Annotated in this window: 14 protein-coding genes; 10 read left to right on the plus strand and 4 right to left on the minus strand. The window is 72.4% G+C overall.

Features of this window, described 5'->3' with window-relative positions; translation table 11 throughout:
• Positions 1-185: 185 nt before the first annotated feature.
• Positions 186-2,393 carry a glycogen debranching protein GlgX gene (gene glgX, locus BG452_RS28590; RefSeq protein ID WP_188307240.1) on the plus strand — a complete coding sequence of 736 codons (2,208 nt, stop codon included), beginning with the start codon at positions 186-188 and terminating at the stop codon, positions 2,391-2,393.
• Between the two features lie 4 nt (positions 2,394-2,397).
• Here the strand turns inward: glgX and BG452_RS28595 are convergent, their stop codons facing one another.
• Positions 2,398-3,825 carry a family 2B encapsulin nanocompartment shell protein gene (locus BG452_RS28595; RefSeq protein ID WP_188307241.1) on the minus strand — a complete coding sequence of 476 codons (1,428 nt, stop codon included), beginning with the start codon at positions 3,823-3,825 and terminating at the stop codon, positions 2,398-2,400.
• A 232-nt stretch (positions 3,826-4,057) separates the two neighbouring features.
• Between BG452_RS28595 and BG452_RS28600 the strand changes: the two genes are divergently transcribed.
• Positions 4,058-5,881: an ABC transporter ATP-binding protein gene (locus BG452_RS28600; protein WP_188307242.1), complete on the plus strand. Its 1,824-nt coding sequence runs from the start codon at positions 4,058-4,060 to the stop codon at positions 5,879-5,881.
• Positions 5,878-7,887 carry an ABC transporter ATP-binding protein gene (locus tag BG452_RS28605; RefSeq protein WP_223242855.1) on the plus strand — a complete coding sequence of 670 codons (2,010 nt, stop codon included), beginning with the start codon at positions 5,878-5,880 and terminating at the stop codon, positions 7,885-7,887. Before BG452_RS28600 ends, BG452_RS28605 begins: the two co-directional genes overlap by 4 nt.
• A 109-nt stretch (positions 7,888-7,996) precedes the next feature.
• Here the strand turns inward: BG452_RS28605 and BG452_RS28610 are convergent, their stop codons facing one another.
• Together BG452_RS28610 and glgP are read right to left on the minus strand one after the other, a co-directional pair.
• A complete protein-coding gene (locus tag BG452_RS28610) occupies positions 7,997-8,896 on the minus strand; it encodes a hypothetical protein (protein ID WP_188307243.1) in 900 nt (299 codons plus the stop codon).
• 89 nt (positions 8,897-8,985) lie between these two features.
• Entirely contained in the window at positions 8,986-11,652 is a 2,667-nt protein-coding gene (glgP, locus tag BG452_RS28615) for an alpha-glucan family phosphorylase (protein WP_188307244.1), read from the minus strand.
• A 1,065-nt stretch (positions 11,653-12,717) separates the two neighbouring features.
• On the opposite strand from glgP, the gene BG452_RS28620 reads away from it, so the two are divergent.
• The 7 genes from BG452_RS28620 to pyk all read left to right on the plus strand — a co-directional run bounded on the left by BG452_RS28620 (position 12,718) and on the right by pyk (position 25,687).
• On the plus strand, positions 12,718-14,673 hold the full coding sequence (locus BG452_RS28620; protein ID WP_188307255.1) for an alpha-1,4-glucan--maltose-1-phosphate maltosyltransferase: 1,956 nt from the start codon (positions 12,718-12,720) through the stop codon (positions 14,671-14,673).
• On the plus strand, positions 14,670-16,394 hold the full coding sequence (gene treS / locus BG452_RS28625) for a maltose alpha-D-glucosyltransferase (protein ID WP_188307245.1): 1,725 nt from the start codon (positions 14,670-14,672) through the stop codon (positions 16,392-16,394). Before BG452_RS28620 ends, treS begins: the two co-directional genes overlap by 4 nt.
• Before the next feature lie 253 nt (positions 16,395-16,647).
• Positions 16,648-18,138, plus strand: coding sequence for a maltokinase N-terminal cap-like domain-containing protein (locus BG452_RS28630; protein ID WP_188307246.1), 1,491 nt, complete (start codon positions 16,648-16,650; stop codon positions 18,136-18,138).
• 99 nt (positions 18,139-18,237) lie between these two features.
• On the plus strand, positions 18,238-20,571 hold the full coding sequence (gene glgB, locus BG452_RS28635; RefSeq protein WP_317621271.1) for a 1,4-alpha-glucan branching protein GlgB: 2,334 nt from the start codon (positions 18,238-18,240) through the stop codon (positions 20,569-20,571).
• A 244-nt stretch (positions 20,572-20,815) separates the two neighbouring features.
• Complete coding sequence (gene pta / locus BG452_RS28640; RefSeq protein ID WP_188307247.1) at positions 20,816-22,945, plus strand: phosphate acetyltransferase; 2,130 nt, start codon at positions 20,816-20,818, stop codon at positions 22,943-22,945.
• A complete protein-coding gene (locus BG452_RS28645) occupies positions 22,942-24,165 on the plus strand; it encodes an acetate kinase (RefSeq protein ID WP_188307248.1) in 1,224 nt (407 codons plus the stop codon). Before pta ends, BG452_RS28645 begins: the two co-directional genes overlap by 4 nt.
• Positions 24,166-24,259: 94 nt before the next feature.
• Positions 24,260-25,687 carry a pyruvate kinase gene (gene pyk, locus BG452_RS28650; RefSeq protein ID WP_188307249.1) on the plus strand — a complete coding sequence of 476 codons (1,428 nt, stop codon included), beginning with the start codon at positions 24,260-24,262 and terminating at the stop codon, positions 25,685-25,687.
• 71 nt (positions 25,688-25,758) lie between these two features.
• Here pyk and BG452_RS28655 read toward each other — a convergent pair whose 3' ends face one another.
• Positions 25,759-26,292, minus strand: a complete 534-nt coding sequence (locus BG452_RS28655; protein ID WP_188307250.1) for a hypothetical protein — start codon at positions 26,290-26,292, stop codon at positions 25,759-25,761.
• Positions 26,293-26,473 lie beyond the last annotated feature (181 nt).

Consider the following 26,473-nt stretch of genomic DNA (forward strand, 5'->3'; position numbering starts at 1 on the left):
ATGAGGGTCGGCAGTCCGAAAATCACCCAGCCCCCGGAGCGGCCACCCCCGGAGCCGCCCCCGGCACCCACCCTCCCGAGAGCCCACCTGAACACCCCGAAACCCCCACCTGCTTCCTCCCCCCACAATCCGGGAAAGAGAAGGTGAACGGGTTCCGGGACACCCCGTCCAGGGAGGACACGACCATGGCGTCAGGGCAGGAGCTGGAAGCCGAGGCACGGCCGGACGGCGGTCCGCGCACCGCCGAGCCACCGTGGCCCGGCAGCTGGCAGCCACTAGGCGCCCGCTTCCGTACGGACCAACTCGGCGGCCCGGGCACCAACTTCGCACTGTGGGCGGCCGGCGCCGAAGCCGTCGACCTGTGCCTGTTCGACGAGGACGGCCGGGAGCACCGGCACCGCCTCACCGAACAGGACTTCCAGATCTGGCACGGCTTCCTGCCCGGCGTGCGCCCCGGCGCCCGCTACGGCTTCCGGGTGCACGGCCGCTGGGACCCGTGGACGGGCGCCCGCTGGAACCCGGCGAAGCTGCTGCTCGACCCGTACGCCCGCGCCGTCGACGGCTGTTACACCTCCCACGACGCGGCCTGCTCGGCCGTCCGCAACTGGCCGGAGGCCGACGTCGCCGACACCGTCCGGGACAACCGGGACTCCGCCCCCTACGTGCCCAGATCCGTGGTCGTCCACGATGACGACGACTGGTACGACGACCACCGCCCGAAGACCCCGTGGGCCGAGACGGTGCTCTACGAGCTCCACGTCCGCGGCTTCACCATGCGCCACCCCGAGATCCCCCCGCACCTGCGCGGCACCTACGCCGGCCTGGCCCACCCCGCCGCCGTCGCCCACCTCACCCGTCTCGGCATCACCGCCGTCGAGCTGCTGCCCGTGCACCAGTTCGCCAGCGAGGACCACCTGCAGGCCCGCGGCCTGGTCAACTACTGGGGCTACAACACGGTCGGTTACTTCGCCCCGCACGCCGGCTACTCCGCCTCGGGCTCGCGCGGTGGCCAGGTCGGCGAGTTCAAGCGGATGGTCCGCGCCCTGCACGCGGCCGGGATCGAGGTGATCCTCGACGTGGTGTTCAACCACACCGCCGAGGGCGCCGAGCTGGGCCCGGCGCTGTCGCTGCGCGGCATCGACAACGCCGCCTACTACCGCCTCGCCCCGCACCGCCCGCGCGGCTACGCCGACTACACCGGCTGCGGCAACACCCTGGACACCCGCCGCCCGCAGGTGGTCCGGCTGATCACCGACTCGCTGCGCTACTGGGTCACCGAGATGGGCGTGGACGGCTTCCGCTTCGACCTGGCGGCCGCCCTGGCCCGGAGCTCGGACGGCGTCGACATGGACCACCCGTTCCTCGCCGCGGTCTCCCAGGACCCTCTGCTGAGCCGGGTGAAGCTGATCGCCGAGCCCTGGGACGTCGGCCCGGGCGGCTACCAGGTCGGCGGGTTCCCGCCGCTGTGGGCCGAGTGGAACGACCGCTACCGCGACACCGTACGGGACTTCTGGCGCGGCGCCCGCCCGGACGTGCGGGAGCTCGGCTACCGGCTGGCCGGCTCCTCCGACCTCTACCAGGGCGCCGGCCGCCGTCCGTACGCCTCCGTCAACTACGTGACCGCGCACGACGGTTTCACCCTGCGCGACCTGGTCAGCTACGACCGCAAGCACAACGAGGCCAACGGCGAGGCCAACCGGGACGGCACGGACGACAACCGCTCCTGGAACCACGGCGCCGAGGGCGAGACCACCGACCCGGAGGTCAACGCCCTGCGGCTGCGCCAACTGCGCAACCTGATGGCCACCCTGCTGCTCTCGGCCGGCGTCCCGATGATCACCGCCGGGGACGAGCTGGGCCGCACCCAGGGCGGCAACAACAACGCCTACTGCCAGGACGGCGAGGTGAGTTGGCTGGACTGGTCGCTGCTGGAGCAGCCCGGCTGGCGGGAGCTGTGCGAGCTGACCGGCCGGCTGGTCCGGCTGCGCCGGGCCCATCCGGTGCTGCGCCGGCGGGCGTTCTTCTCCGGCCGGGCCGCCGTCCCCGGCGGACAGCCGGACCTCGCCTGGTTCACCCCGCTCGGCAAGGAGATGACCGAGGCGGACTGGTACGCCCCGACGGCCTGCCTCGGCATGCTGCTGTCCGGCACCGCGATGTCCGAACGGGACGACACCGGGCGCCCGTTGGCCGACGACAGCTTCCTGCTGCTGCTCAACGCGGGCCACGAGCCGACCGTGTTCACCCTGCCCGGCGAGCCCTGGGCCGAGCCGGAGGCCGCGTACGAGACGGTGCTGGACACGGCCGCCACGGGCACGGGCGAGCCGTACCCCCGGGGAGCGGTGGTGCTGGGCGGGCGCTCGCTGCACCTGCTGCGCGCCCCCGCCCGCACCTGACGGATCAGCCCCGGGCGTGCCCGACCTCGACGTTCTCCAGGACGCCGATCGCGTCCGGCACCAGCACCGCCGCCGAGTAGTAGGTGCTGACCAGGTAGGAGGCGACCGCCTTCTCGTCGATGCCCATGAAGCGGACGTTCAGGCCCGGCTCGACCTCGTCCGGGATGCCGACCTGGGTGAGGCCGACCACGCCCTGGTTGTCCTCGCCGACGCGCATCGCGATGAAGGAGGTGGTCTGGTCGGCCGCCACCGGGATCTTGCCGCAGCTGAAGATCGGCACCCCGCGCCAGACCGGCCGCTGCTTGCCGAGGACGTCGACCGTGCCCGGGTGGATGCCGCGCTTGCTGCACTCCCGCTCGAAGGCGGCGATGGCCCGCGGGTGGGCGAACAGGTAGTCGGTGTCACGGCGCATGGCGAGCAGCTCGTCCAGGTCGTCCGGGGTGGGCGCACCGGAGTGGGTCTGGATCCGCTGGTCGAAGTCGGCGTTGCCGAGGAGGCCGAACTCCGGGTTGTTGATGAGCTCGTGCTCCTGCCGCTCGCGCAGCGCCTCGATGGTCAGCCGCAGCTGTTCCTCGGTCTGGTTCATCGGCTTGTTGTAGAGGTCGGCGACCCGGGTGTGGACCTTCAGGACGGTCTGGGCGACGCTCAGCTCGTACTCGCGCGGCGCCGGCTCGTAGTCCACGAAGGCGCCGGGCAGCTCGTACTCGCCCTCGTGGCCGGCCGAGAGGTCGATCTCCGCCTCGCCGTGGACGTTCTGCGCCTGGGCCGCGTCGGTGGCGAAGCCGAGCAGCTGCTCGCGCAGCGTCGCGGAGCGGTCGATCAGCTCCTGGAGCCGCGAGGCGTTCAGCGTCATCGCGACGCCGGCGGTAGCGGCCTTCACGGTGTACGACCAGGTGCCGCCGGGCTCGGTGATCACCTCGTCGCCGACGTGGTCGCCGTCCGCGAGGGTGCCGAGCACGGTCTGCTCGCCGTACTTGCCGGTGCCGATCCGGTCGACCTTGCCGTGCGCGATCAGGAACACCTCCTCGATCGGCGTCCCCTCCTGCACCAAGACCTCACCCGCGGCGAAGTCCCGCTGCACGAACCGGCCGGCGAGTTCGGTGAGCACCTCCTGGTCCTCGAAGCCGCGCAGCACCGGCACCTCGGCCAGCGAGGGGGCGATCACCGTCACCGTGGACCCGGTCTTCGCGAAGCCCACCCGGCCCCGCCCGACGGCGTAGCTCAACCGCCGGTTGACCCGGTACGTACCGGCGCTGACCTGCACCCACGGCAGCATCTTGAGCAGCCAGCGGGAGGTGATCTCCTGCATCTGCGGCTTCGACTTGGTCGTCGTCGCCAGATTGCGCGCGGCGGTGGTGCTGAGGCTGAGCTGAGCCCTCACCCGCACTGTCGCGGATCCGGGGCCGGGGGTGGGCTCGGTGTCGACCGTCATGTCCACACTCCTGTCACTCGCTCCTCATGAACATCCGTCAGGAGATGTAATCGGCCGTTCGGCAGGCGCTCGCAAGAGGCGCGCGGCGCACTCCTCCCTGCACGAACGGCTCCGCGCGCCCCGCATCGCGCCTCCGCCTCGCCCGTGCGGGTGGCCGGTTCTCGCCGGGCGCCACCGACAGGGGCGAAAAACCAGATGAGAAGTGACGGGCTCTCTGCCTACCCTCACCGCGATGGCCGAGAACAGACAAGACGCCGACCACCCGACCGGAAGCCACCGCTCCACGGTCCGCTCGCTGCTGCGCCTCTGGCCGTACGCCCGGGCCGTACGCGGCCGGCTCGTCGTCTCGGTGACGGCCGCCTCGCTCGCCATGCTGAGCACCCTCGCCGTCCCGGTGGTGCTCGGCCGGATCGTCGACGGTCCGCTCGCCCGGCACGACCTCGACGCGCTCTGGCCGCCGGTCGGCCTGCTGCTGCTCCTCGGTCTGGTCGAGGCCGCACTGTTCTACACCCGCCGGGTGGTCCTGTCCCGCCCACTGGGCCGGCTGGAGGCGGCCATGCGCGCCGACCTCTACGCCAAGCTCCAGCGGCTGCCGGTCTCCTTCCACGACCGCTGGGGCTCCGGCCAGCTGCTCTCCCGGGCCACCACCGACATGAACGCCATGCGGCTCTTCCTGGCCTTCCCGCTGGTGTTCCTGATCGTCAACTCGGTGACGTTCCTGGCCGGCACCGTGCTGATGTTCGCCCAGGACTGGCGGCTCGCCCTGATCGTCCTGGCGCCCGCCGTACCGCTGCTGGTGCTCACCCGGCGCTTCGAGTCCGGCTACTCGGTCACCGCCCGGCTCGCCCAGGACCAGAACGGCGACCTCGCCACCGTGGTCGAGGAGTCCGTCCTCGGCATCCGCATCCTCAAGGCCTTCGGCCGGCACCGCACGATGGCCGAGCACTTCCGCGCGCAGTCCCACCGGCTGCGCCGCACCGAACTGCGCAAGGCCCACCAGCTCGCCAACCTGTGGGCGGTCATCGTCGGCCTGCCGGAGATCGCCCTCGGCTGCGCGCTGGCCGTCGGCGCCTACCTGGTCGCCCACGACGAGCTGAGCGCCGGCACCCTGGTCGCCTTCCTCTCCACCGCGCTCGCCCTGCGCTGGCCGGTCGAGTCGCTCGGCTGGCTGCTGGCCTACGCCAACGAGGCCGCCACCGCCACCGACCGGTTCTTCGAGGTCATGGACGAGCCCGAGCCCGAGGACCAGGGCACCACCGGGGCGCCCGGCACCCCGGACGGCCTCCGCACCGCGCCGGACGGCATCCGCCTCACCGGCGTCCGGTTCCGCTACCCCGACGCCCCCGACGGCACCCCCGACCTGCTGGCCGGCGTCGACCTGCACATCCGCAGCGGCGAGACGATGGCCCTGGTCGGCGCCACCGGCAGCGGCAAGACCACGCTGACCGCGCTGCTCCCCCGGCTGTACGAGGCCACCGGCGGCCGGATCACCCTGGACGGCCGGGACATCGCCGGGCTGCCCCGGGAGGAGCTGCGCCGACTGGTCGCGGTCGCCTTCGAGGAGCCCACCCTGTTCTCCGCCACCGTCCGGGAGAACGTCCTGATGGGCGCCCCCGGCGCGGACGACCGGCAGCTGCTCGCCGCCCTCGCCACCGCCCAGGCCGGCTTCGTCGAGAAGCTCCCGGCCGGGGTGGAGACCGAGGTCGGCGAGCAGGGCCTGAGCCTGTCCGGCGGGCAGCGCCAGCGCCTCGCCCTGGCCCGCGCGGTGGTCGGCGACCCGCCCTTCCTGGTCCTGGACGACCCGCTCTCCGCCCTGGACGTGCACACCGAGGCGCTGGTCGAGCGGGCGCTGCGCGAGGTGCTCGGCACCACCACCGCCCTGGTGGTCGCCCACCGCCCCAGCACCGTGCTGCTCGCCGACCGGGTCGCGGTGCTCGCGGACGGCCGGATCGAGGCCGTCGGCACCCACCAGGAACTGCTGCGGGACTGCCCGCACTACCGCGAACTGATGTCGGGCGAGGCCGCCCTCGTACCCGAGGGGAGCCCCAGCCGATGACCACCACCGTCGAGCCCGCCGAGGCGGAGTCCGTCCGGGCGAAGCCCGCCGGGGCGGCGCCCGCCGAGGAGGAGCTGCCCCCGCCCCCGGCCGACGAGGAGGACATCCCCGTCCCGCCCGGCGCGCCCCGGGCGCTGCTGCGCTCACTGCTCGGCCCGCACCGGGCCCGGATCGCCGTCGCGATGGTGGTGATCCTGGTCCAGCAGGCCGCCCTGCAGTCCGGCCCGCTGCTGGTCGCGGTGGCGATGGACCGCGCCATCCCGGCGCTGCGCGAGCACGACTCGGGCCCGCTGGTCGCGGTGGTGGCCGGCTACCTCTGCTGCGCGCTGCTCAGCCCGGCGCTGCAGTGGGCGTTCATCAAGATCAGCGCCCGGGTGAACCAGGACGTCCTGCTGGACCTGCGCGGCCGGATCTTCCGGCACGCCCAGCGGCTCAGCCTGGACTTCCACGAGCGCTACACCTCGGGCCGGATCATCTCCCGGGCCACCAGCGACATCGACGCGCTGCGCGAACTGCTCTCCGAGGGCCTCCAGGAGCTGCTGACCGTCTTCCTGTCGGTCTGCTACATCTCGGTGCTGCTGGTGGTGCTGGACTGGCGGCTCGGTCTGGCCTCGCTGGTGGCCTTCCTTCCGCTGGCCCTGATCGCCCACTCCTTCCGCACCCGCTCCCGCCGGGTCTACCGCCGCTCGCGGACGGCCGCCGCCTCGATGATCGTGCGCTTCACCGAGACCATGAACGGCATCCGCCCGGTGCAGGCCTTCCGCCGCGAGAAGGCCAACGACGCCGCCTTCGCGGTGGTCAACGGGCAGTCCTCGACCGCCAACGCGGAGGGCTTCCTGGAGCTCGCCCGGTACGTCGGCCTGTCCCGCGTCACCGCCAACATCTGGACCACCGGCATCGTGCTGCTGGGCGGCTACCTGGTCGCCGACGACGCGCTGGAGCTGGGCGTCCTGACCGCCTTCGTGCTCTACCTGCGCCGCCTGTTCGACCCGATCGACCAGCTGGCGATGTTCCTGAACAGCTACCAGGCCGCCGCTGCGGCCCTGGAGAAGATCGCCGGCCTGCTCGCCCACGAGCCGACCGTCGCCGAGCCGTCCGAGCCGGTGGCCCTGCCGCAGACCGCGAGCGGACGAGTGGCGCCCCGAGCCGAAGGGCGCGCCGGTGCCGAAAGCGGTGAGCGAGCAGCGACCGACGCAGGAGGGAGTGCCGGAGCGAAGAGCGTCGGCACCGGGCCTGAGCGCCCGGAGGCGAGCGGGCGAGTCACAGTCAAGGGCCGCGAGGTCTCCTTCGAAGGGACCCGCTTCGCCTACCGGACCGGCAAGGAGGTGCTGCCGCCCTTCGACCTGCTGATCCCGGCCGGGCAGACGGTCGCGGTGGTCGGTGCGACCGGCGCCGGCAAGTCGACGCTCGCCAAGCTGCTGGCCCGTTTCTACGACCCGACCGAGGGCCGGATCCGGCTGGACGGCGTGGACCTGCGCGACCTCGCCACCCCGGAACTGCGGCGCGGGGTGGTGATGGTGACCCAGGAGTCCTTCCTGTTCTCCGGCACCGTCGGCGAGAACATCGCGATCGGCCACCCGGGCGCCACCCGCGCCGAGGTCGAGCAGGCCGCCCGGGACATCGGCGCGTACGAGTTCATCGCCGCGCTCCCGGACGGCTTCGACACCGACGTGCGCAAGCGCGGCGGCCGGATCTCCGCCGGTCAGCGCCAGCTGGTCGCCTTCGCCCGCGCCCTGCTGGCCGACCCGGCCGTACTGATCCTGGACGAGGCCACCAGCTCCCTGGACGTGCCCGGCGAGCAGGCCGTGCAGCGGGCGATGCGCACGGTGCTGGCCGGCCGCACCGCGGTGATCATCGCCCACCGGCTCTCCACCGTGGAGATCGCCGACCGGGTGCTGGTGATGGACCAGGGCCGGATCGTCGAGGACGGCTCCCCGCAGGAGCTGATCGACGGAGCGGGGCGTTTCGCGACCCTGCATCGTGCCTGGCGGGACAGCCTGGTGTAGAACTCCCCACAGTGGTGCCCGTCCAGGAAGCCCCACAGTTGTGCCCGTCCGGGTGCGCCGTCACGCACCCGGGCGGGCATCCCCTTTCCCGGGGCCGGTCGCGACACGGTCAGTCCACGGTCACCACGTAGTCGGTGTGCCAGTCGGGCGACGGGCAGTCCTCCTGCGCGGCCACCACGTCCAGCGTCCCGCCCGGCAGCACCTGCCCGGCGACGGTCGAGGAGTCGATCACCACGGCCGGGTCGATGAAGATCGCGTCCTGGTAGCGCGGCCCGGCCCCGTAGTGGCAGGTGAGCGTGCGCGGCCCGGTGGCCGTGCAGCCGTACGGCGGCGTGCCGGTCAGGGTGGTGTGCTCGGGCACGGTGATCGCCACGTCGATCGGGTGGGTCGAGTACGAGGGGCCGGCGTCGTACACCCACAGCGGCAGGTCGATGGTCGCCCCGGGGTGGCCGGTGAGGTCGCCCGGCTGCGGGATCGGGCGACCGGCCTGCCAGGCGGAGGAGGCGCCGACCATGAAGTGGGCCCTGGTGTCGGCGGTGGTGAAGCTGTACGGGGTGGTGTGGCCGGACTGGTCCGGGTCACCCGGGTAGAAGGCCTGGACGTCGCCGCTGACGGTGGTGAACGGCGAGGTGATCGGCGCGACGTGCAGCGCCAGCCGCTCGACCGAGCTCGCCCCCGGCGCCAGCCCGGCCGGGATCTTGTACGAGCTGCCGGTGCCGAAGTAGTCCAGCGGGACGGCCGGGTCGGCCGACTGCACCACGCCCGGCGGCGGGAGGTGCACCACCACCAGGGTGTCGTCGGTGGTGGTGGCCGGCCCCCGGTTGGTGACCCTCACCTCCAGGGTCCCGTTCTCGCCCGGGACCACCGGGTCCTGCGGCGGGCAGATCTCCAGGGACAGCCGCGCGGTCGCCGGCGGCGCCGCGAGGGGGGCGGTGGCGGCCTGGGCCGGCCACGCCACGAGGAGCACGGCGAGCGCGGCAAGGACGGCCGAGCGGATGGTACGCGTCATGACCATCACGCTCCCCCCGCCCGACACGCGGGGCAACCGGATGACTGCCGTCCGTAGGACTTCCGGACGGCAGTCGTCCGTTCAGGACCTCAGCGCAGCAGCCCGGCGTCCATTCCGTTGGACTCGGCCGGGAGGGCGACCAGCCCCAGTTCGGCGGGCGAGGCCAGCCGGGGGTGCGCGGGCAGCACCCGCACGGTGTAGCCGAACGGGCCGGTGCGGCCGAGTTCCAGCGACCCCTCGTAGCGGGTGCGGCCGTCCAGGTCCGGGCCGCCGACCGGCTTGAGGGCGAGCACCGCGGCGTCCGAGATGCCGTCCGTCTCGTCCACCCGGCCGGACACCACCTGCACCTCGACGTCGCCCGGCTCCAGCGGGCCGAGCGCGACCTGCACCCGCAGCGCCAGCGAGCTGCCCAGCTCCTGGGCCTCGGCCGGACAGTCGGCCTCGACGTGCTCGACCAGTACGCCCGGCCAGCCCTCCCGGACCTTGGCCTTCCACAGCGCCAGCTCGCGGGCGCCCGCGTGCCCGCGGGCCGCCAGCTCCCGCTGGGCCAGCGCCGCCGGGGCGTACAGCCGTTCGACGTACTCGCGGACCATCCGCCCCGCCAGCACCTTGGGCCCGAGGGTGACCAGGGTGTGCCGGACCATGGCGATCCAGCGGTGCGGCAGCCCGTCGTCGCCCCGGTCGTAGAACCGGCCGGCCACCTGCTCCTCGATCAGGTCGTACAGCGCGGCGGCCTCGATGTCGTCGCGCCGCTCTGCCTCGCTGCTCTCCGGGTCGAGCACACCGGCGCCCTCGTCGGCGGTGGGGATCGCCCAGCCGTTCTGGCCGTCGTACCACTCGTCCCACCAGCCGTCCAGGACGGACAGGTTGAGGCAGCCGTTGAGCGCAGCCTTCATCCCGGAGGTGCCGCAGGCCTCCAGTGGGCGGAGCGGGTTGTTCAGCCAGACGTCGCAGCCCGGGTAGAGGTGCTGGGCCATCGCCATGTCGTAGTCCGGCAGGAAGACGATCCGGTGGCGCACCGTCGGGTCGTCGGCGAAGGCGACCATCTGCTGGATCAGCCGCTTGCCGCCGTCGTCGGCCGGGTGGGCCTTGCCGGCGACCACGATCTGCACCGGCCGGGTGGGGTGCAGCAGCAGGGCGCGCAGCCGGACCGGGTCGCGCAGCATCAGGGTGAGCCGCTTGTACGAGGGCACCCGGCGGGCGAAGCCGATGGTGAGCACGTCGGGGTCGAGCACCGAGGAGACCCAGCCGAGTTCGGCCTCGCCGGCGCCGCGCTGGTGCCAGGAGGCGCGCAGCCGGCGGCGGGCCTCGTCGACCAGTTGGGCGCGCAGACTGCGGCGCAGGTCCCAGATCTCGGTGTTGCCGATCCGCTCCAGGCCGGTCCAGCGCTGGGTCTCGCCGGTGGTCATCGCCTCCTCGGCGCGTTCGGCGCCGATCTCGGCGGCACCCAGGCGCACCACGGCCGGGTCGATCCAGGTGGCGGCGTGCACCCCGTTGGTGACCGAGGTGATCGGCACCTCGGTGGGGTCGAAGCCGGGCCACAGGCCGTTGAACATCGAGCGGCTGACCTCGCCGTGCAGGGTGGAGACCCCGTTGGCGCGCTGGGCGAGCCGCAGGCCCATGGCGGCCATGTTGAAGAGCTTCGGGTCCCCGCCGCGCCAGGTCTCGGCGCCGAGCGCGAGCACCGGCTCGACCGGGACGCCGGGCAGCGCGGCGTCGCCGCTGAAGTGGCGGGCGACCAGGTCGCGGTCGAAGCGGTCGATGCCGGCCGGGACGGGCGTGTGGGTGGTGAACAGGGTGCCGGCCCGGACGGACTCCAGGGCGGCGGCGAAGTCCAGCCCGGTCGCCCGGTCGGCGACGAGTTCGCGGATGCGCTCGACGCCGAGGAAGCCGGCGTGGCCCTCGTTGGTGTGGAAGACCTCGGGGGCGGGGTGCCCGGTGAGCCGGCAGTAGGCGCGCACGGCCCGGACGCCGCCGATGCCCAGCAGCATCTCCTGGAGCAGCCGGTGCTCGCTGCCGCCGCCGTAGAGCCGGTCGGTGATGTCGCGCTCGGCGGGTGAGTTGGCCTCGATGTCGGAGTCGAGCAGCAGCAGCGGGACCCGCCCGACCTGGGCCTTCCAGATGTGTGCGGCGAGGGTGCGGCCGCCGGGCAGGGCGAGGTCGACCCGGGTGGGGGCGCCGTCGGCCTCCCGGAGCAGGCTGACGGCCAGTTCGTCCGGGTCCAGCAGGGGGTAGCGCTCCTGCTGCCAGCCGCCCCGGTCGAGGGACTGCCGGAAGTAGCCGTGCCGGTAGAACAGCCCGACGCCGATGACCGGGACGCCGAGGTCGCTGGCGGCCTTGAGGTGGTCGCCGGCCAGGATGCCGAGGCCGCCGGAGTACTGGGGCAGCGCGGCGGCGATGCCGTACTCGGGCGAGAAGTAGGCGACGGCGGCGGGGGGCGGGGTGGCGCCGCCGTCCAGCTGGGCCTGGTACCAGCGCGGGCCGGTGAGGTACTCGCGCAGGTCGTCGGCGAGGTCGCCGAGTCTGCGTAGGAACCGCCGGTCGGCGGCGAGGGCGGCGAGCCGGGCGGCCGGGACCTCTCCGAGCAGCCGCACCGGGTCCTCGCCGGTCGCGGCCCAGACCTCCGGGTCCATGGACCGGAAGAGGTCCCTGGTCTCGGGGTGCCAGGACCAGCGCAGGTTGAGGGCCAGCTCGTGCAACGGCTGGAGTTGTTCGGGCAGGACGGTGCGGACGGTGAATCTGCGGATTGCCTTCACAGCGGTGAAGCGTAGCCTCGCCGATCGTCCTGACTACGGGTCAAGTGAAGTATTGGGCATCCGTTCGGCCTATTGGTGAGATCGCATTCGGCGCATTGGTCTGCACAGGGGGCGCGCGAGGCGCGCATTCCGGGGCGTCGCGCTACCAATACGTGAACTCCGTGGAACAGATCCATTTCCGGCGGCTCGTCCACTCCGGACAAAGCCCGAAACTACTGTCGTACCGCTGCGAAAACCTGGTCCCCAGTGCGAGGATGGCCGAAGGTCGTTCATGCCGCGGGGACAACGACGACGGGTGGAGTCCCCCGTGGAGCAGCACGTCCGGATCCTTTTCGCGTTGATCCTTCCCCTTCTCCCTTAGCCCGTTCGGCGCTCACCGCGCACCGACGCGTGTCCTCGCGCCCGGTCGGCTCGTTCACGGGTCGACCGGGCCGCCCAGGGGCGTACCCCCGGGAGGCGTGCGCCGGGACGCGCACGGGTTCCGGGGTGTCCCGCCACCGGTTCGGCGGGCGCCGGGCAGGTTGCCGGGGACAGCGACGCGGGCAGGCTCCGGTCGCACGTCCACCCCACCCAGCAGTCCTCCCGGTACTCCTCCGGCCCGACCCCTCCGGCCCGTGGGGAGCTGCCGCTGATCTCGGGCAGGAGCTTGGCATGCACGGCGACACGCGGGACCAGTCCACACCGGTGGCCGACACCGTCGACGCAGCGGTCGCGGAATCCGCCGGACGGATGGATTCTGACACTCGGACAGACCCGGCGATGCCGTCGCCCCGGGTTTCCGGAGCGGTCCATACCGAATCCTCCGAAACCCAGGCCTCCACCGCGCAGGTCGCCGCGACATCACCCGCCGCGGCACGGGCCGCCACCACGGCCCGGCAACCCGGGGCCGAGGAGGGCCCGGCGGCGGCACCGCGCAGGCGCACCACCACCACGCGCCGCAGCACCGCGAAGGCCACCGCCGAGACCGCTCCCGCGGACGCGGCCGCGAAGGCACCCGCCCGCAAGGCCCCCGCCCGCAAGACCGCCGCCAAGCCCTCCGCCCGCAAGACGACAGAGAGCGACACCGTGATCGGCCGCATCCCCGTCCTGGACGTCAGCCCCCAGATCGACGCCGGCCGCCGCCCGGCCAAGGCCGTCGTCGGCGAGACCTTCCCGGTCACCGCGACGGTCTTCCGCGAGGGCCACGACGCCGTCAACGCCAATGTGGTGCTGCGCGACCCGCGCGGCCGCAGCGGCCCGTGGACGCCGATGCGCGAGCTGGCCGAGGGCACCGACCGCTGGGGGGCGCACGTCACCCCGACCGCGCCCGGCCGCTGGTCGTACCTGGTGGAGGCGTGGAGCGACCCGATCGCCACCTGGCGCAAGACCGCCGCGGTGAAGCTGCCGGCCGGGATCGACACCGCGCTGGTGCTGGAGGAGGGCGCCCGGCTGCTGGAGCAGGCCGCCGCCGGGGTGCCGAAGAAGGACGGCCGGGCGCACGTGCTGGCCGCCGCGGGCGCGCTGCGCGACCCGGGGCTGCCGCCGCTGTCCCGGCTGGCCGCCGCGCTCGCCCCCGAGGTGCTGGAGCTGCTGGCCCGTCACCCGCTGCGCGAGCTGCTCAGCGCCTCCCGTCCGCTGCCGCTGCAGGTGGACCGCGAGCGCGCGCTGTTCGGCTCCTGGTACGAGTTCTTCCCCCGTTCGGAGGGTGCGGTGGTGGACCCGAACGGGGTCGAGCCGCCGCGTTCGGGCACCCTGCGCACCGCCGCCGAACGGCTGCCGGCGGTCGCCGCGATGGACTTCGACGTGGTCTACCTGCCGCCGGTGCACCCGATCGGACGAGCCTTCCGCAAGGGCCCGGACAACACCCTGACGGCCGGTCCGCACGACGTCGGCTCGCCATGGGCGATCGGCTCGCCCGAGGGCGGCCACGACGCCGTCCACCCGGACCTCGGCACCATCGAGGACTTCGACCACTTCGTCGCCGAGGCCAAGGCGCTGCACCTGGAGGTGGCGCTGGACTTCGCCCTCCAGTGCTCCCCCGACCACCCGTGGGTGAACAAGCATCCGGAATGGTTCAGCCATCGCGCCGACGGCACCATCGCGTACGCCGAGAACCCGCCGAAGAAGTACCAGGACATCTATCCGATCAACTTCGACCAGGACATGGACGGAATCGTCAAGGAAACCGTCCGGATCCTCCGGTTCTGGATGTCCCACGGCGTCCGGATCTTCCGGGTCGACAACCCCCACACCAAACCGGTGGTGTTCTGGGAGAAGGTGCTCGACGACATCGCCCGCACCGACCCCGATGTGGTGTTCCTGGCGGAGGCGTTCACCCGCCCGGCGATGATGCACACCCTGGCGAAGATCGGTTTCCACCAGTCGTACACGTACTTCACCTGGCGCAACACCAAGAACGAACTCACCGAGTACCTCACCGAACTCACCGGCGACGCGGCCGCCTACATGCGCCCCAACTTCTTCGCCAACACCCCGGACATCCTGCACGCCTTCCTCCAGCGCGGCGGCCGCGCCGCCTTCGCGATCCGCGCCGTGCTCGCCGCCACCCTCTCCCCCAGCTACGGCGTCTACGCCGGCTACGAGCTGTGCGAGAACGAGCCGGCCCACCCGGGCTCCGAGGAGTACCTCCACTCGGAGAAGTACGAGCTGCGCCCCCGCGACTGGAACCGCCCCGACACCCTCGCCCCGCTGCTCACCGTGCTGAACCGGCTGCGCCGGCGCCACCCCGCCCTGCAGCAGCTGCGCGACCTGCGCTTCCACCCCACCGACAACGAGCAGGTGCTCGCCTACTCCAAGACCGCGACCACCCCCGAGGGCCTGACCGACCGCGTGATCACGGTGGTCAACCTCGACCCGCACCACGTCCAGGAAGCCACCGTCACCCTCGACGGCGACGGGCCCTACGCGGTGCACGACGAGCTCACCGGCGCCGTCTACACCTGGGGCCGGCACAACTACGTCCGGCTCGATCCCTCAGCCGAGCCGGCTCACCTCCTCACGGTTCGGAGGAACCCAGCGTGACAGTGAACGAGCCCGTCCCCGACACCTTCCCGGAGACCTCGAAGAAGAACCTGGACCCGGAGTGGTTCAAACGTGCGGTCTTCTACGAGGTGCTGGTGCGGTCCTTCCAGGACAGCAACGGCGACGGGGTCGGGGACCTCAAGGGGCTCACGGCCAAGCTCGACTACCTGCAGTGGCTCGGCGTCGACTGCCTCTGGCTCCCGCCCTTCTTCGCCTCGCCGCTGCGCGACGGCGGCTACGACGTCGCCGACTACAAGTCGGTGCTGCCGGAGTTCGGCGACCTCGCCGACTTCATGGAGTTCACCGACGCCGCCCACGCCCGCGGCATGCGCGTGATCATCGACTTCGTCATGAACCACACCAGCGACCAGCACCCGTGGTTCCAGGCGTCCCGGGCCGACCCGGACGGGCCGTACGGCGACTTCTACATGTGGGCCGACGACGACAAGCAGTACCCGGACGCCCGGATCATCTTCGTCGACACCGAGACCTCCAACTGGACCTACGACCCGGTCCGCAAGCAGTACTACTGGCACCGGTTCTTCTCGCACCAGCCGGACCTCAACTACGACAACCCCCGCGTCCAGGACGAGATGATCGCCGGGCTGCGGTTCTGGCTCGACCTCGGCATCGACGGCTTCCGGCTGGACGCGGTGCCGTACCTGTTCGCCCGCGAGGGCACCAACTGCGAGAACCTCCCCGAGACCCACGAGTTCCTCCGCCGGGTCCGCAAGGAGATCGACGCCGACTACCCGGACACCGTGCTGCTCGCCGAGGCCAACCAGTGGCCGGAGGACGTGGTCGACTACTTCGGCGACTTCACCGCGGGCGGCGACGAGTGCCACATGGCGTTCCACTTCCCGGTGATGCCGCGGATCTTCATGGCCGTGCGCCGGGAGTCCCGGTACCCGGTGTCGGAGATCCTCGCCAAGACCCCGCAGATCCCCGGCGGCTGCCAGTGGGGCATCTTCCTGCGCAACCACGACGAGCTGACCCTGGAGATGGTCACCGACGAGGAGCGCGACTACATGTACGCGGAGTACGCCAAGGACCCGCGGATGCGCGCCAACGTGGGCATCCGCCGCCGGCTCGCCCCGCTGCTGGAGAACGACCGCAACCAGATCGAACTGTTCACCGCCCTGCTGTTCTCCCTGCCGGGCTCGCCGGTCCTCTACTACGGGGACGAGATCGGCATGGGCGACAACATCTGGCTGGGCGACCGGGACGGCGTGCGCACGCCGATGCAGTGGACCCCGGACCGCAACGCGGGTTTCTCCTCCGCCGACCCGGGCAGGCTCAGTCTGCCGCCCATCATGGACCCGGTGTACGGCTACCAGGTGACCAACGTCGAAGCGCAGCAGAGCAGTTCGAGTTCGCTGCTGCACTGGACGCGTCGCATGATCGAGATCCGCAAGCTCAACCCGGCGTTCGGCCTGGGCACCTACACCGAGCTGCCGTCCAGCAACCCCGCCGTGCTGGCCTTCGTGCGCGAGTACGAGGGGGACCTGGTCATGTGCGTGAACAACTTCTCGCGGTTCGCGCAGCCGACCGAGCTGGACCTGCGGCAGTACGGCGGACGGTACCCGGTCGAGCTGATCGGCGGGGTGCGCTTCCCGTCGATCGGCGAGTGGCCCTACCTGCTCACGCTCGCCGGACACGGCTTCTACTGGTTCCAGCTCCGACAGCCCCCGCGCCTGAGCGGAACCAGGCGATCGAAGTAACGATCCGCCGCACCCTGCCACCCGCGGCCCGCACAGCACCACCAGACCCTCCGGGGGCGCGAGTTGACCCCCGCGCCCCCGGAGTTCTCTGCACCACCGCGTACGGAGAACAGCCCAACGGCTACCCACACGAAGGCGTGACACCCGAGCCGTGCTCGCGTGCCGCGACCGCCGCGCCGCCGAAATCCGGAAGACTGTCGGACCCCGGCCACGACCCGTCGGGCCGTCCGCGTGCTTCCGGGGAAAGGGAGTCATGTCCGAAACCTCCCGTTCTCAAGCCCATGTGCAGCACGACGCCCCGGCCGGCTCCGCCGCGCACCCGGGCGCTCGGGGCACCGGAGCCCGGAGAACCGCCCTGGGGGTCAGCGAACTCATCCAGGCGGCCGTGCCGCTGATCGCCGACTGGCTCCCCACCCAACGCTGGTACGCCGGGAAGGGACGCCCCATCACCGGACTCGTCCCGGTGGTCGGCACCCCGCTGCAGGTCGGCGACCCCGCCCTGCTGCACCTGCTGTTGCGGGTCGAGCACGCCACCACGGCCGGCCTCCCGCACGGCGACACCTACCAACTCCTGCTCGGCATCCGCTCCCAGGGCCCCGCGGACATCGAACCCGGCGCCGTGCTCGGCCGGCTCAGCCAGGGCCCGTACGACGGCGCCACCCTCTACGACGCGGTGCACGACCCCGAACTCACCGGCCGGCTGCTGGAACACCTGGCCACCGGCGACCGGTTCGGCTCGCTGTCCTTCCGCCGCACCCCAGGCTCCGGACTGCCCGCCAACCTCCCCGGCCGGGCCTCCACCGCCGAACAGTCCAACAGCTCCGTCATCTACGGCACCTCGTACATCCTCAAGCTGTTCCGGCGCATCCACCCCGGCACCAACCCCGACCTGGAACTCTCGCTCGCCCTCTCCCGGGCCGGCTCCACCCGCATCCCCCGGGTCGCCGCCTGGTTCGAGAGCCGGATGGAACGCGCCGAACCCGCCACCCTCGGACTGCTCCAGCGCTACCTGCCGGACGCCGAGGACGGCTGGGAACTCGCCCTCGACCAGGTCGGCCGGCTCAAGGGCGACCGCTCCCCCGGCAACTTCGCCATCGAGGCCCACCGGCTCGGCCGGGCCACCGCCGAAGTCCACCGGGTGCTCGCCCGCTCCATGCCCGTCGCCCGGCTCGACCGCACCCAGACCGGCCGGCTCGCCACCGCCATGGCCGACCGGCTGGACAGCGCCGTCGCCGCCGTCCCCGGCCTGCTGCGCTTCCGGGCCGCCCTGCGCACCGCCTTCCAGCAACTCGCCGACGCCCACCCGGACGGCCTGCCCGTCCAGCGCATCCACGGCGACCTCCACCTCGGCCAGGCCATGCGCACCCCGCACGGCTGGGTACTGCTCGACTTCGAGGGCGAACCCGCCAAGTCCGTCAACGAACGGCGCGAACCCCAGCCCGCCCTGCGCGACGTCGCCGCGATGCTGCGCTCCTTCGACTACGCGGCCGCCCACCTGCTGGCCGGCGGCCCGGTCGACCCGGAGCTCGCCCACCTCGCCGCCGCCTGGGCCCAGCGCAACCGCACCGCCTTCTGCGCCGGCTACACCGCCGGAGGCGGCGCCGACCCGGCGGCCTCACCGGAACTGATGCGGGCGCTGGAGATCGACAAGGCGGTGTACGAGGTCGTGTACGAGGCCCGGCACCGGCCCAGCTGGCTGCCGATCCCGCTGGCCGCGATCAACCGGCTCGCCCTGTCCGTCTGACCACCCCCGCCCGAACCCGTCCCCCTCGAACCCCGTCCCACTCGACCCCCGTCCCGCCCGCCACGAGTTCGCCCACCCCCGCCGCTGGAGGACCACGCCGTGACGCCGCTCGACCCGACCGGCCGCCCCACCCGCCCCGTACCGGCCACCTTCCTGGCCGGAACCCCCGAACGGGGCGAGCCCCGGGAGGCCCACGAGCCCACTCCTCCCCGCGTTCCGGCGGACACCCCCGCCGGGGCCCTGCGCCTCCCCGAGGCGCCACTGCCCCCCGCCGAGGTCGACCGGCTGGTGAGCGGCCAGCACCACGACCCGCACGCCCTGCTCGGCGCCCACCCGGTGCACGGCGGCACGGCGATCCGGGTGCTGCGCCCGTTCGCCGAGCGGGTGGTGGTCGACACCGCCCACGGACCGGCCGAACTCACCCACCAGCAGGGCGGGTTGTTCACCGGCCTGCTGGCGGGCGGCGAACTCCCCGACTACACCCTGCTGGTGAGCTACCCCGGCGGTGAACCCCTGCGCCAGCACGACGGCTACCGCACCCGGCCCACCCTCGGCGAACTCGACCTCCACCTGATCTCCGAAGGCCGGCACGAGCAGCTGTGGCAGGCACTCGGCTCGCACCTGCGCACCGTCGACGGCGTCGCCGGCACCGCCTTCGCGGTCTGGGCGCCGAACGCCGCCGGGGTGCGCCTCATCGGCGACTTCAACCACTGGAACGGCACCGGCCACCCGATGCGCTCGCTCGGCTCCTCCGGCATCTGGGAGCTGTTCGTCCCCGGCCTCGCCGAGGGCACCACGTACAAGTACGAGATCCACACCCGGCAGGGCTGGGTGCTCGACAAGGCCGACCCGCTGGCCCGGGCCGCCCAGTGCCCGCCCGGCACCGCCTCCGTCGTCACCTCCTCCACCCACCGGTGGCAGGACGAGGAGTGGATGGCCCGCCGGGCCCGCACCGCGCACCACCGGGCACCCATGTCGGTGTACGAGCTGCACCTGGCCTCCTGGCGGCCCGACCTCACCGACTACCGTGCCATCGCCGAAGAACTCCCCCGCTACCTCAAGGAGTTGAACTTCACCCACGTGGAGTTCATGCCGGTGATGGAGCACCCCTTCGGCGGCTCCTGGGGCTACCAGGTCTCCGGCTACTACGCCCCCACCGCCCGGCTCGGCAGCCCCGACGACTTCCGCCACCTGGTCGACACCCTGCACCAGCACGGCATCGGCGTGATCGTCGACTGGGTGCCCGCGCACTTCCCCAAGGACGACTTCGCCCTCGCCCGCTTCGACGGCGAACCGCTGTACGAACCCGCCGACCCGCTGCGCGCCGAACACCCCGACTGGGGCACGCTGGAGTTCGACTACGGCCGCACCGAAGTCCGCAACTTCCTCGTCGCCAACGCCGTCTACTGGTGCGAGGAGTTCCACATCGACGGCCTGCGGGTCGACGCCGTCGCCTCGATGCTCTACCTCGACTACTCCCGCGAGGGCGGCGCCTGGACGCCCAACCAGCACGGCGGCCGGGAGAACCTGGACGCGGCCGCCTTCCTCCAGGAGATGAACGCCACCGTCTACCGGCGCTGCCCCGGCGTGATCACCATCGCCGAGGAGTCCACCGCCTGGGACGGCGTCACCCGCCCCACCGACGCCGGCGGCCTCGGCTTCGGCCTGAAGTGGAACATGGGCTGGATGCACGACTCGCTGGTCTACATCTCCAAGGAGCCGGTGCACCGCAAGTACCACCACAACGAGATCACCTTCTCGATGGTGTACGCCTACTCCGAGAACTACGTCCTGCCGATCTCCCACGACGAGGTCGTCCACGGCAAGCAGGCCCTGGTCTCCAAGATGCCCGGCGACTGGTGGCAGCAGCGCGCCAACCACCGCGCCTACCTGGGCTTCATGTGGTCCCACCCCGGCAAGCAACTGCTGTTCATGGGGCAGGAGTTCGCGCAGGGCGGCGAATGGGACCACGAACAGGGCCCGCAGTGGTGGGTGCTCGACCGGCAGTGGCCCGCCCACCAGGACCACCAGGGCGTACGCCGCCTCGTCCGCGACCTCAACCGGATCTACCGGGACACCCCCGCCCTCTGGGAACTCGACACCACCCCCGACGGCTTCCGCTGGCTCGACGGCGGCGCCGCCGAGGACAACCTGCTCTCCTTCGTCCGCCACGCCGCCGACGGCACCCCGCTGGTCGCCGTCTGCAACTTCTCCCCCGTCGTCCGCCACGGCCACCGGGTCGGCCTGCCCGCCCTGGACGGCCGCGAACAGCTCTGGGAGGAAGTGCTGAACACCGACGCCGAGACCTACGGCGGCAGCGGCACCGGCAACTCCCACCCGGTCAAGGCCGAAGCGGTCGCGTGGAACGGCCAGCCGCGCTCCGCCGAACTCGTCCTCCCCCCGCTCGCCACCATCTGGCTCCGGCCGGCCTGACCACCCCCGGGCGCCCGCCCCATCGGGCGGGCGCCGAGCCGGGGACGGCGACCGGGAACCCGAGGTCCTCGGCGGCCCGGCCCAGCTCGCGGTCGTCGGTGACGAAGTCGGTGAGCCCGGCGCGGAAGGGCTCGGCACCGGCCGGTTGCCACCGGGTTGGGGCTCTGCTCGCGGACGGGGGTTCGGGGTGCGAAGGTATGGTCGATATGACCACCTTCCGAGGCGACGGGACGGAGACATCCGCGTGGCGCGCAGCGTGTACGTGACCGGGATCGACCGGGGGGACGGCCGACAGGCGGTCGAACTCGGGGTCATGGAACTGCTCACCCGCCAGGTGGACCGGGTCGGGGTGTTCCGTCCGCTGGTGCACGCGGCGGCGCCCGGGGAGTCGGGGTCCGACCACGTGGTGGAGCTGCTGCGCGGGCGGTACCGGATCGAGCTGCCGAGCCAGGAGCTGTACGGGCTCACCTACGAGGAGGCCGCCGCGCTGCAGGCCGCCCGGGGGCAGGACGAGCTGGTCTCCACGCTGGTGGACCGGTTCCGCGCGCTGGAGCGGCGCTGCCAGGCCGTGCTGGTGCTCGGCACCGACTTCGCGGACACCAACATCCCGGACGAGCTGGCCTTCAACGCCCGGCTCGCCAACGAGTTCGGCGCCGCGGTGCTGCCGGTGGTCGGCGGGCAGGGCAAGGAGGCGGAGGCGGTGATCGCCGAGGTCCTGGGCGCCCACCGGGCGTACACCGACCTCGGCTGCGAGACCCTGGCGATGATCGCCAACCGGACCGCCCCGGGCGCCGAGCAGCGGATCCAGCGCGCGCTCACCGAGAAGCTGCCGATCCCCGCGTACGTCATCCCGGAGGAGCCGGCGCTGGCCGCGCCGACCGTCGCCCAGCTGGTCGAGTCGACCGGCGCCGAGGTGCTGCTCGGTGACGCGGCCGGGCTGGCCCGGGACGTGCGGGGCTTCGTCTTCGGCGGCGCCATGCTGCCCACCTTCCTGGACGCGCTGACCGAGGGCGCCCTGGTGGTCACCCCCGGGGACCGCGCGGACCTGGTGATCGGTTCGCTGGCCGCGCACGCGGCCGGTGCGCCGCCGATCGCCGGCGTGCTGCTGACCCTCGGCCAGCACCCCGGCCCGAACGTGCTGGCGCTGGCCGCCCGGCTCGCCCCCGGCACCCCGGTGGCGGTCGTCCCCGAGGGCAGCTGGCCCACCGCCGCCACCCTGACCCACCTGGAGGGCAAGCTCACCGCGGCCAGCCCCCGGAAGGCCGAGATCGCCCTCGGCCTGTTCGAACTGCACGTGGACACCGTCGAGTTGACCAACCGGATCGAGGTCGGCCGGTCGGAGCGGGTCACCCCGATGATGTTCGAGCACGAGCTGCTGGAGCGCGCCCGGGCGGGCCGCCGGCACGTGGTGCTGCCGGAGGGCACCGAGGAGCGGGTGCTGCGCGCGGCCGAGATCCTGCTGCGCCGCAACATCTGCGACCTCACCCTGCTCGGCGAGGTCGACGCGGTGCGCCGCAAGGCCGCCGCCCTGGGCATCGTCCTCCCGCAGGTGGACGCGGGCGCCGACCGGGCCCAGGTCCGGGTCGTGGACCCGGCCACCAGCCCGTTGCGCCGCCAGTTCGCCGAGCTGTACGCCCGGCTGCGCGCCCACAAGGGGATGACCGTCGAGCTGGCCCTGGACGTGGTCACCGACGTCTCCTACTTCGGCACCCTGATGGTCCAGGAGGGCATCGCCGACGGCATGGTCTCCGGCGCGGCGCACTCCACCGCGGCGACGATCCGGCCCGCCTTCGAGGTGATCAAGACCTCGCCGGGCGCGTCCATCGTGTCGAGCGTCTTCTTCATGTGCCTGGCCGACAAGGTGCTGGTGTACGGAGACTGCGCGGTCAACCCCGACCCGGACGCCCAGCAGCTGGCCGACATCGCGATCCAGTCCGCCGCCACCGCCGCCCAGTTCGGCGTGGAGCCACGGGTCGCGATGCTCTCGTACTCGACCGGCACCTCCGGCTCGGGCGCGGACGTCGACAAGGTCCGCAAGGCCACCGAGCTGGTCCGCGAACTGCGGCCGGACATCCTGGTCGAGGGCCCGATCCAGTACGACGCGGCGGTGGACGCCCACGTCGCGGCGGCCAAGCTGCCGGGCTCGGCGGTGGCCGGGCGGGCGACCGTGCTGATCTTCCCGGACCTCAACACCGGCAACAACACCTACAAGGCCGTCCAGCGCTCGGCCGGCGCGGTAGCGGTCGGCCCGGTGCTGCAGGGGCTGCGCAAGCCCGTCAACGACCTCTCGCGCGGGGCGCTGGTGCAGGACATCGTCAACACCGTGGCGATCACCGCCATCCAGGCCCAGGACGACAAGGAGCCCCAGGCATGAGTGGAGGGACGCGCGTTCTGGTGCTCAACGCCGGCTCCTCGTCGGTGAAGTACCAGCTGATCGACATGCTGGACGGCGACCGGCTGGCCTCCGGGCTGGTGGAGCGGATCGGCGAGGCCGGCGGCCGGCTGGTGCACACCCCGCGCGACGGCGGGAAGCGCGAGCTGTCGCAGGCCTTCCCGGACCACTCGGCCGCGCTGAAGGCCGTCGCCGAGGAGCTGTCCGCGGACGGCCTCGGGCTGGACTCCCCCGAGCTGGCCGCGATCGGCCACCGGGTGGTGCACGGCGGCAAGCGGTTCACCGAGCCGACCGTGATCACGGACGAGGTGCTGAAGGAGATCCGCCGGCTGATCCCGGTCGCGCCGCTGCACAACCCGGCGAACATCACCGGCATCGAGGTGGCACACGCGCTGCGGCCGGACCTGCCGCAGGTGGCCGTGTTCGACACCGCCTTCCACGCCTCGATGCCCGAGTACTCGGCCCGCTACGCGATCGACAAGGCCGTCGCGGACGAGCACCGGGTGCGCCGCTACGGCTTCCACGGCACCTCGCACCAGTACGTCTCGCGGGCCACCGCCCGGCTGCTCGGCAAGGACCCGGCCGAGGTCAACGTGATCGTGCTGCACCTGGGCAACGGCGCCTCCGCCTCGGCGGTCAGCGGCGGCCGCTGCGTGGACACCTCGATGGGCCTGACCCCGCTGGAGGGCCTGGTCATGGGCACCCGTTCGGGTGACATCGACGCCGGGGTGGTGTTCCACCTGCACCGGGTCGGCGGCCTGTCCGTGGACGAGATCGACGACCTGCTCAACCGCCGCAGCGGCCTGCGCGGCCTGTGCGGCGAGAACGACATGCGAGAGATCATGCGCCGCGCCGACGAGGGGGACGCGGACGCGAGGCTCGCCTTCGACGCGTACGTCCACCGGCTGCGCAAGTACATCGGCGGCTACTACGCGGTGCTCGGCCGGGTGGACGCGATCGCGTTCACCGCGGGCGTCGGGGAGAACGCGGCGCCGGTGCGCGCGGCGGCCACCGCCGGGCTGGAGGAGCTGGGCATCGCCGTGGACCCGGAGCTGAACTCGGTGCGGTCCGGCGACGCCCGGATCATCTCGCCCGAGTTCTCCCGGGTGGCGGTCGCGGTGGTGCCCACCGACGAGGAGCTGGAGATCGCCCGACAGGCCTTCGCCCTGGTGCACCGGGAAGGTGAACAGTCCGAGGACTGACACGGAATTGTCTCGCCCCTCGGGATCATTCGTCGGCGATTCCTCCCGGTCCGTGCCGAATGCACCTATAACACGAACGGATAGACTGATCCATATGCGCCGAGCGAAAATTGTCTGCACCCTGGGTCCGGCGACGGACTCCTACGAACAGCTGAAGGCCATCGTCGAGGCGGGCATGAACGTCGCCCGACTGAACATGAGCCACGGCAACCACGCGGACCACGAGGAGCGGTACCGCAAGGTCCGCCAGGTCTCGGAGGACACCGGCAAGGCCATCGGCGTCCTGGCCGACCTCCAGGGTCCCAAGATCCGTCTGGCGACCTTCGCCAACGGCCCGGTGACCGTCGACAACGGCGACGAGTTCACCATCACCACCGAGGACGTCCCCGGTGACCAGCACATCTGCGGCACCACCTACAAGGGCCTGCCCGGCGACGTGAAGCCCGGCGACCCGATCCTGATCAACGACGGCGTCATCGCCCTGGAGGTCGTCAGCGTCGACGGCCCGCGGGTGAAGACCGTGGTGGTCGAGGGCGGCGTGCTCTCGAACAACAAGGGCATCAACCTGCCCGGCGCGGCCGTGAACGTGCCCGCCCTGTCCGAGAAGGACAAGGACGACCTGCGCTTCGCGCTGCGCCTGGGCGTCGACATGATCGCCCTGTCCTTCGTCCGCAACGCGGACGACATCAAGGACGTCCACGAGGTCATGGACGAGGTCGGTATCCGGGTGCCGGTCATCGCCAAGATCGAGAAGCCGCAGGCCGTCGAGGCCATGGAGGAGATCGTCCTCGCCTTCGACGCCATCATGGTCGCCCGCGGCGACCTGGCCGTCGAGTACCCGCTGGAGCGGGTGCCGCTGGTCCAGAAGCAGCTGATCACCCTGGCCCGTCGCAACGCCAAGCCGGTCATCGTCGCCACCCAGATGATGGAGTCGATGATCCACGCCTCGCGCCCGACCCGCGCCGAGGTCTCCGACGTCGCCAACGCCATCCTGGACGGCACCGACGCGGTGATGCTCTCCGCCGAGTCCAGCGTCGGCAAGTACCCGGTCGAGACCGTCCGCACCATGAGCCGGATCTGCGAGAAGGCCGAGGAGGAGCTGGTCTCCCAGGGCCTGCAGCCGCTCAACCCGGGCCGCAAGCCGCGCACCCAGGGCGGCTCCGTCGCCCGCGCCGCGTGCGAGCTGGGCGACTTCCTGAACGGCAAGGCCCTGGTCGCGTTCACCAAGTCCGGTGACACCGCGCGCCGGCTGTCCCGCTACCGCTCGCCGATCCCGGTGGTCGCGTTCACCCCGGACTCGGCCACCCGCAACCAGCTCTCGCTGAGCTGGGGCGTCGAGTCGTACGTCACCGAGCAGGTGGCCACCACCGACGCGATGGTCGCGCAGGTCGACCGCGAGCTGCTGAAGATGGGCCGGCTGACGCAGAGCGACACCGTGATCGTCACCGCCGGTGTCCCGGTCGGCATCCCCGGCACCACCAACATGGTGCAGGTGCACCGCCTGGGCTCGCACGGCGAGTAGGCGGTCCCGCGAACGCCCGTGGGGCGGCTCCTCCTCGACGGAGGGCCGCCCCACGGGCGTCGTGCGTTCCGCTACTTGTCGCTGTAGGGCGCGTTGTCGTTGAACAGGTGCATCCCCGGGATGTGCAGGGTGCCGCCGAACTGGCCGGCCTGCTTGGCGGTGACCCCGGTCAGCTCCAGGTCCAGTGGGATCGGGATGGCGCCGATCAGGTCGTACAGCCAGCGCGGCAGGGTGTCCGGAGTGAGGGTGATCTCGCCCAGGTCGATCGGGATCGGCAGGCCCAGCAGCTTGGACAGGTGGCCGGACAGCCGCTCCACGTACATGGTGACCGGGCCGTTGCGCATGGTCGAGGTCGAACCCGGGGCGCCCTGGACGTGGAAGGTGACGCCGTTGCCCTCCAGGGTCGACATGTCGAGGTTCTCGATGTCCACGTTGTCGACCACGAACTTCAGCACCCGCTTGGTGCCGGTCGGGGACTTCACGTCGTAGACGCCGTGGAAGACCGCGCCGTGCAGGCCGAGCCGGCTCGTCTGCAGCGTCCAGTTCTGCTCCGGGACGACCTGCTCGGTGGAGGCCGCGCCGGCGGTCAGACTGCGCGCGTCCACATCGCAGTTGGGGTTCGCTGTGGGCGAGGCGGACGGGGTCGCGGTGGCCGAGGAGCTCGCCGAAGCACTCGCCGTCGGGGCCGGCTTCGCACCCGGCTTGGCGCCGGAGGCGGTGGCGGCCGGCGAGGGCTGCCCGCCCGAGGGCTGGGCGGCGGACGACTGGGCAGCGGACGGCTGGGCA

It is taken from the genome of Streptomyces sp. CBMA123, from assembly GCF_014596465.1.
Classification (GTDB): Bacteria; Actinomycetota; Actinomycetes; order Streptomycetales; family Streptomycetaceae; genus Kitasatospora.

Bases quoted from the DNA above. Each gene is read 5' to 3' on its own strand.
- glgX (WP_188307240.1), top strand. From the start codon at position 186: ATGGCGTCAGGGCAGGAGCTGGAAGCCGAGGCACGGCCGGACGGCGGT.
- BG452_RS28595 (WP_188307241.1), bottom strand. From the start codon at position 3,825: ATGACGGTCGACACCGAGCCCACCCCCGGCCCCGGATCCGCGACAGTG.
- BG452_RS28600 (WP_188307242.1), top strand. From the start codon at position 4,058: ATGGCCGAGAACAGACAAGACGCCGACCACCCGACCGGAAGCCACCGC.
- BG452_RS28605 (WP_223242855.1), top strand. From the start codon at position 5,878: ATGACCACCACCGTCGAGCCCGCCGAGGCGGAGTCCGTCCGGGCGAAG.
- BG452_RS28610 (WP_188307243.1), bottom strand. From the start codon at position 8,896: ATGACGCGTACCATCCGCTCGGCCGTCCTTGCCGCGCTCGCCGTGCTC.
- BG452_RS28630 (WP_188307246.1), top strand. From the start codon at position 16,648: ATGTCCGAAACCTCCCGTTCTCAAGCCCATGTGCAGCACGACGCCCCG.
- BG452_RS28645 (WP_188307248.1), top strand. From the start codon at position 22,942: ATGAGTGGAGGGACGCGCGTTCTGGTGCTCAACGCCGGCTCCTCGTCG.
- pyk (WP_188307249.1), top strand. From the start codon at position 24,260: ATGCGCCGAGCGAAAATTGTCTGCACCCTGGGTCCGGCGACGGACTCC.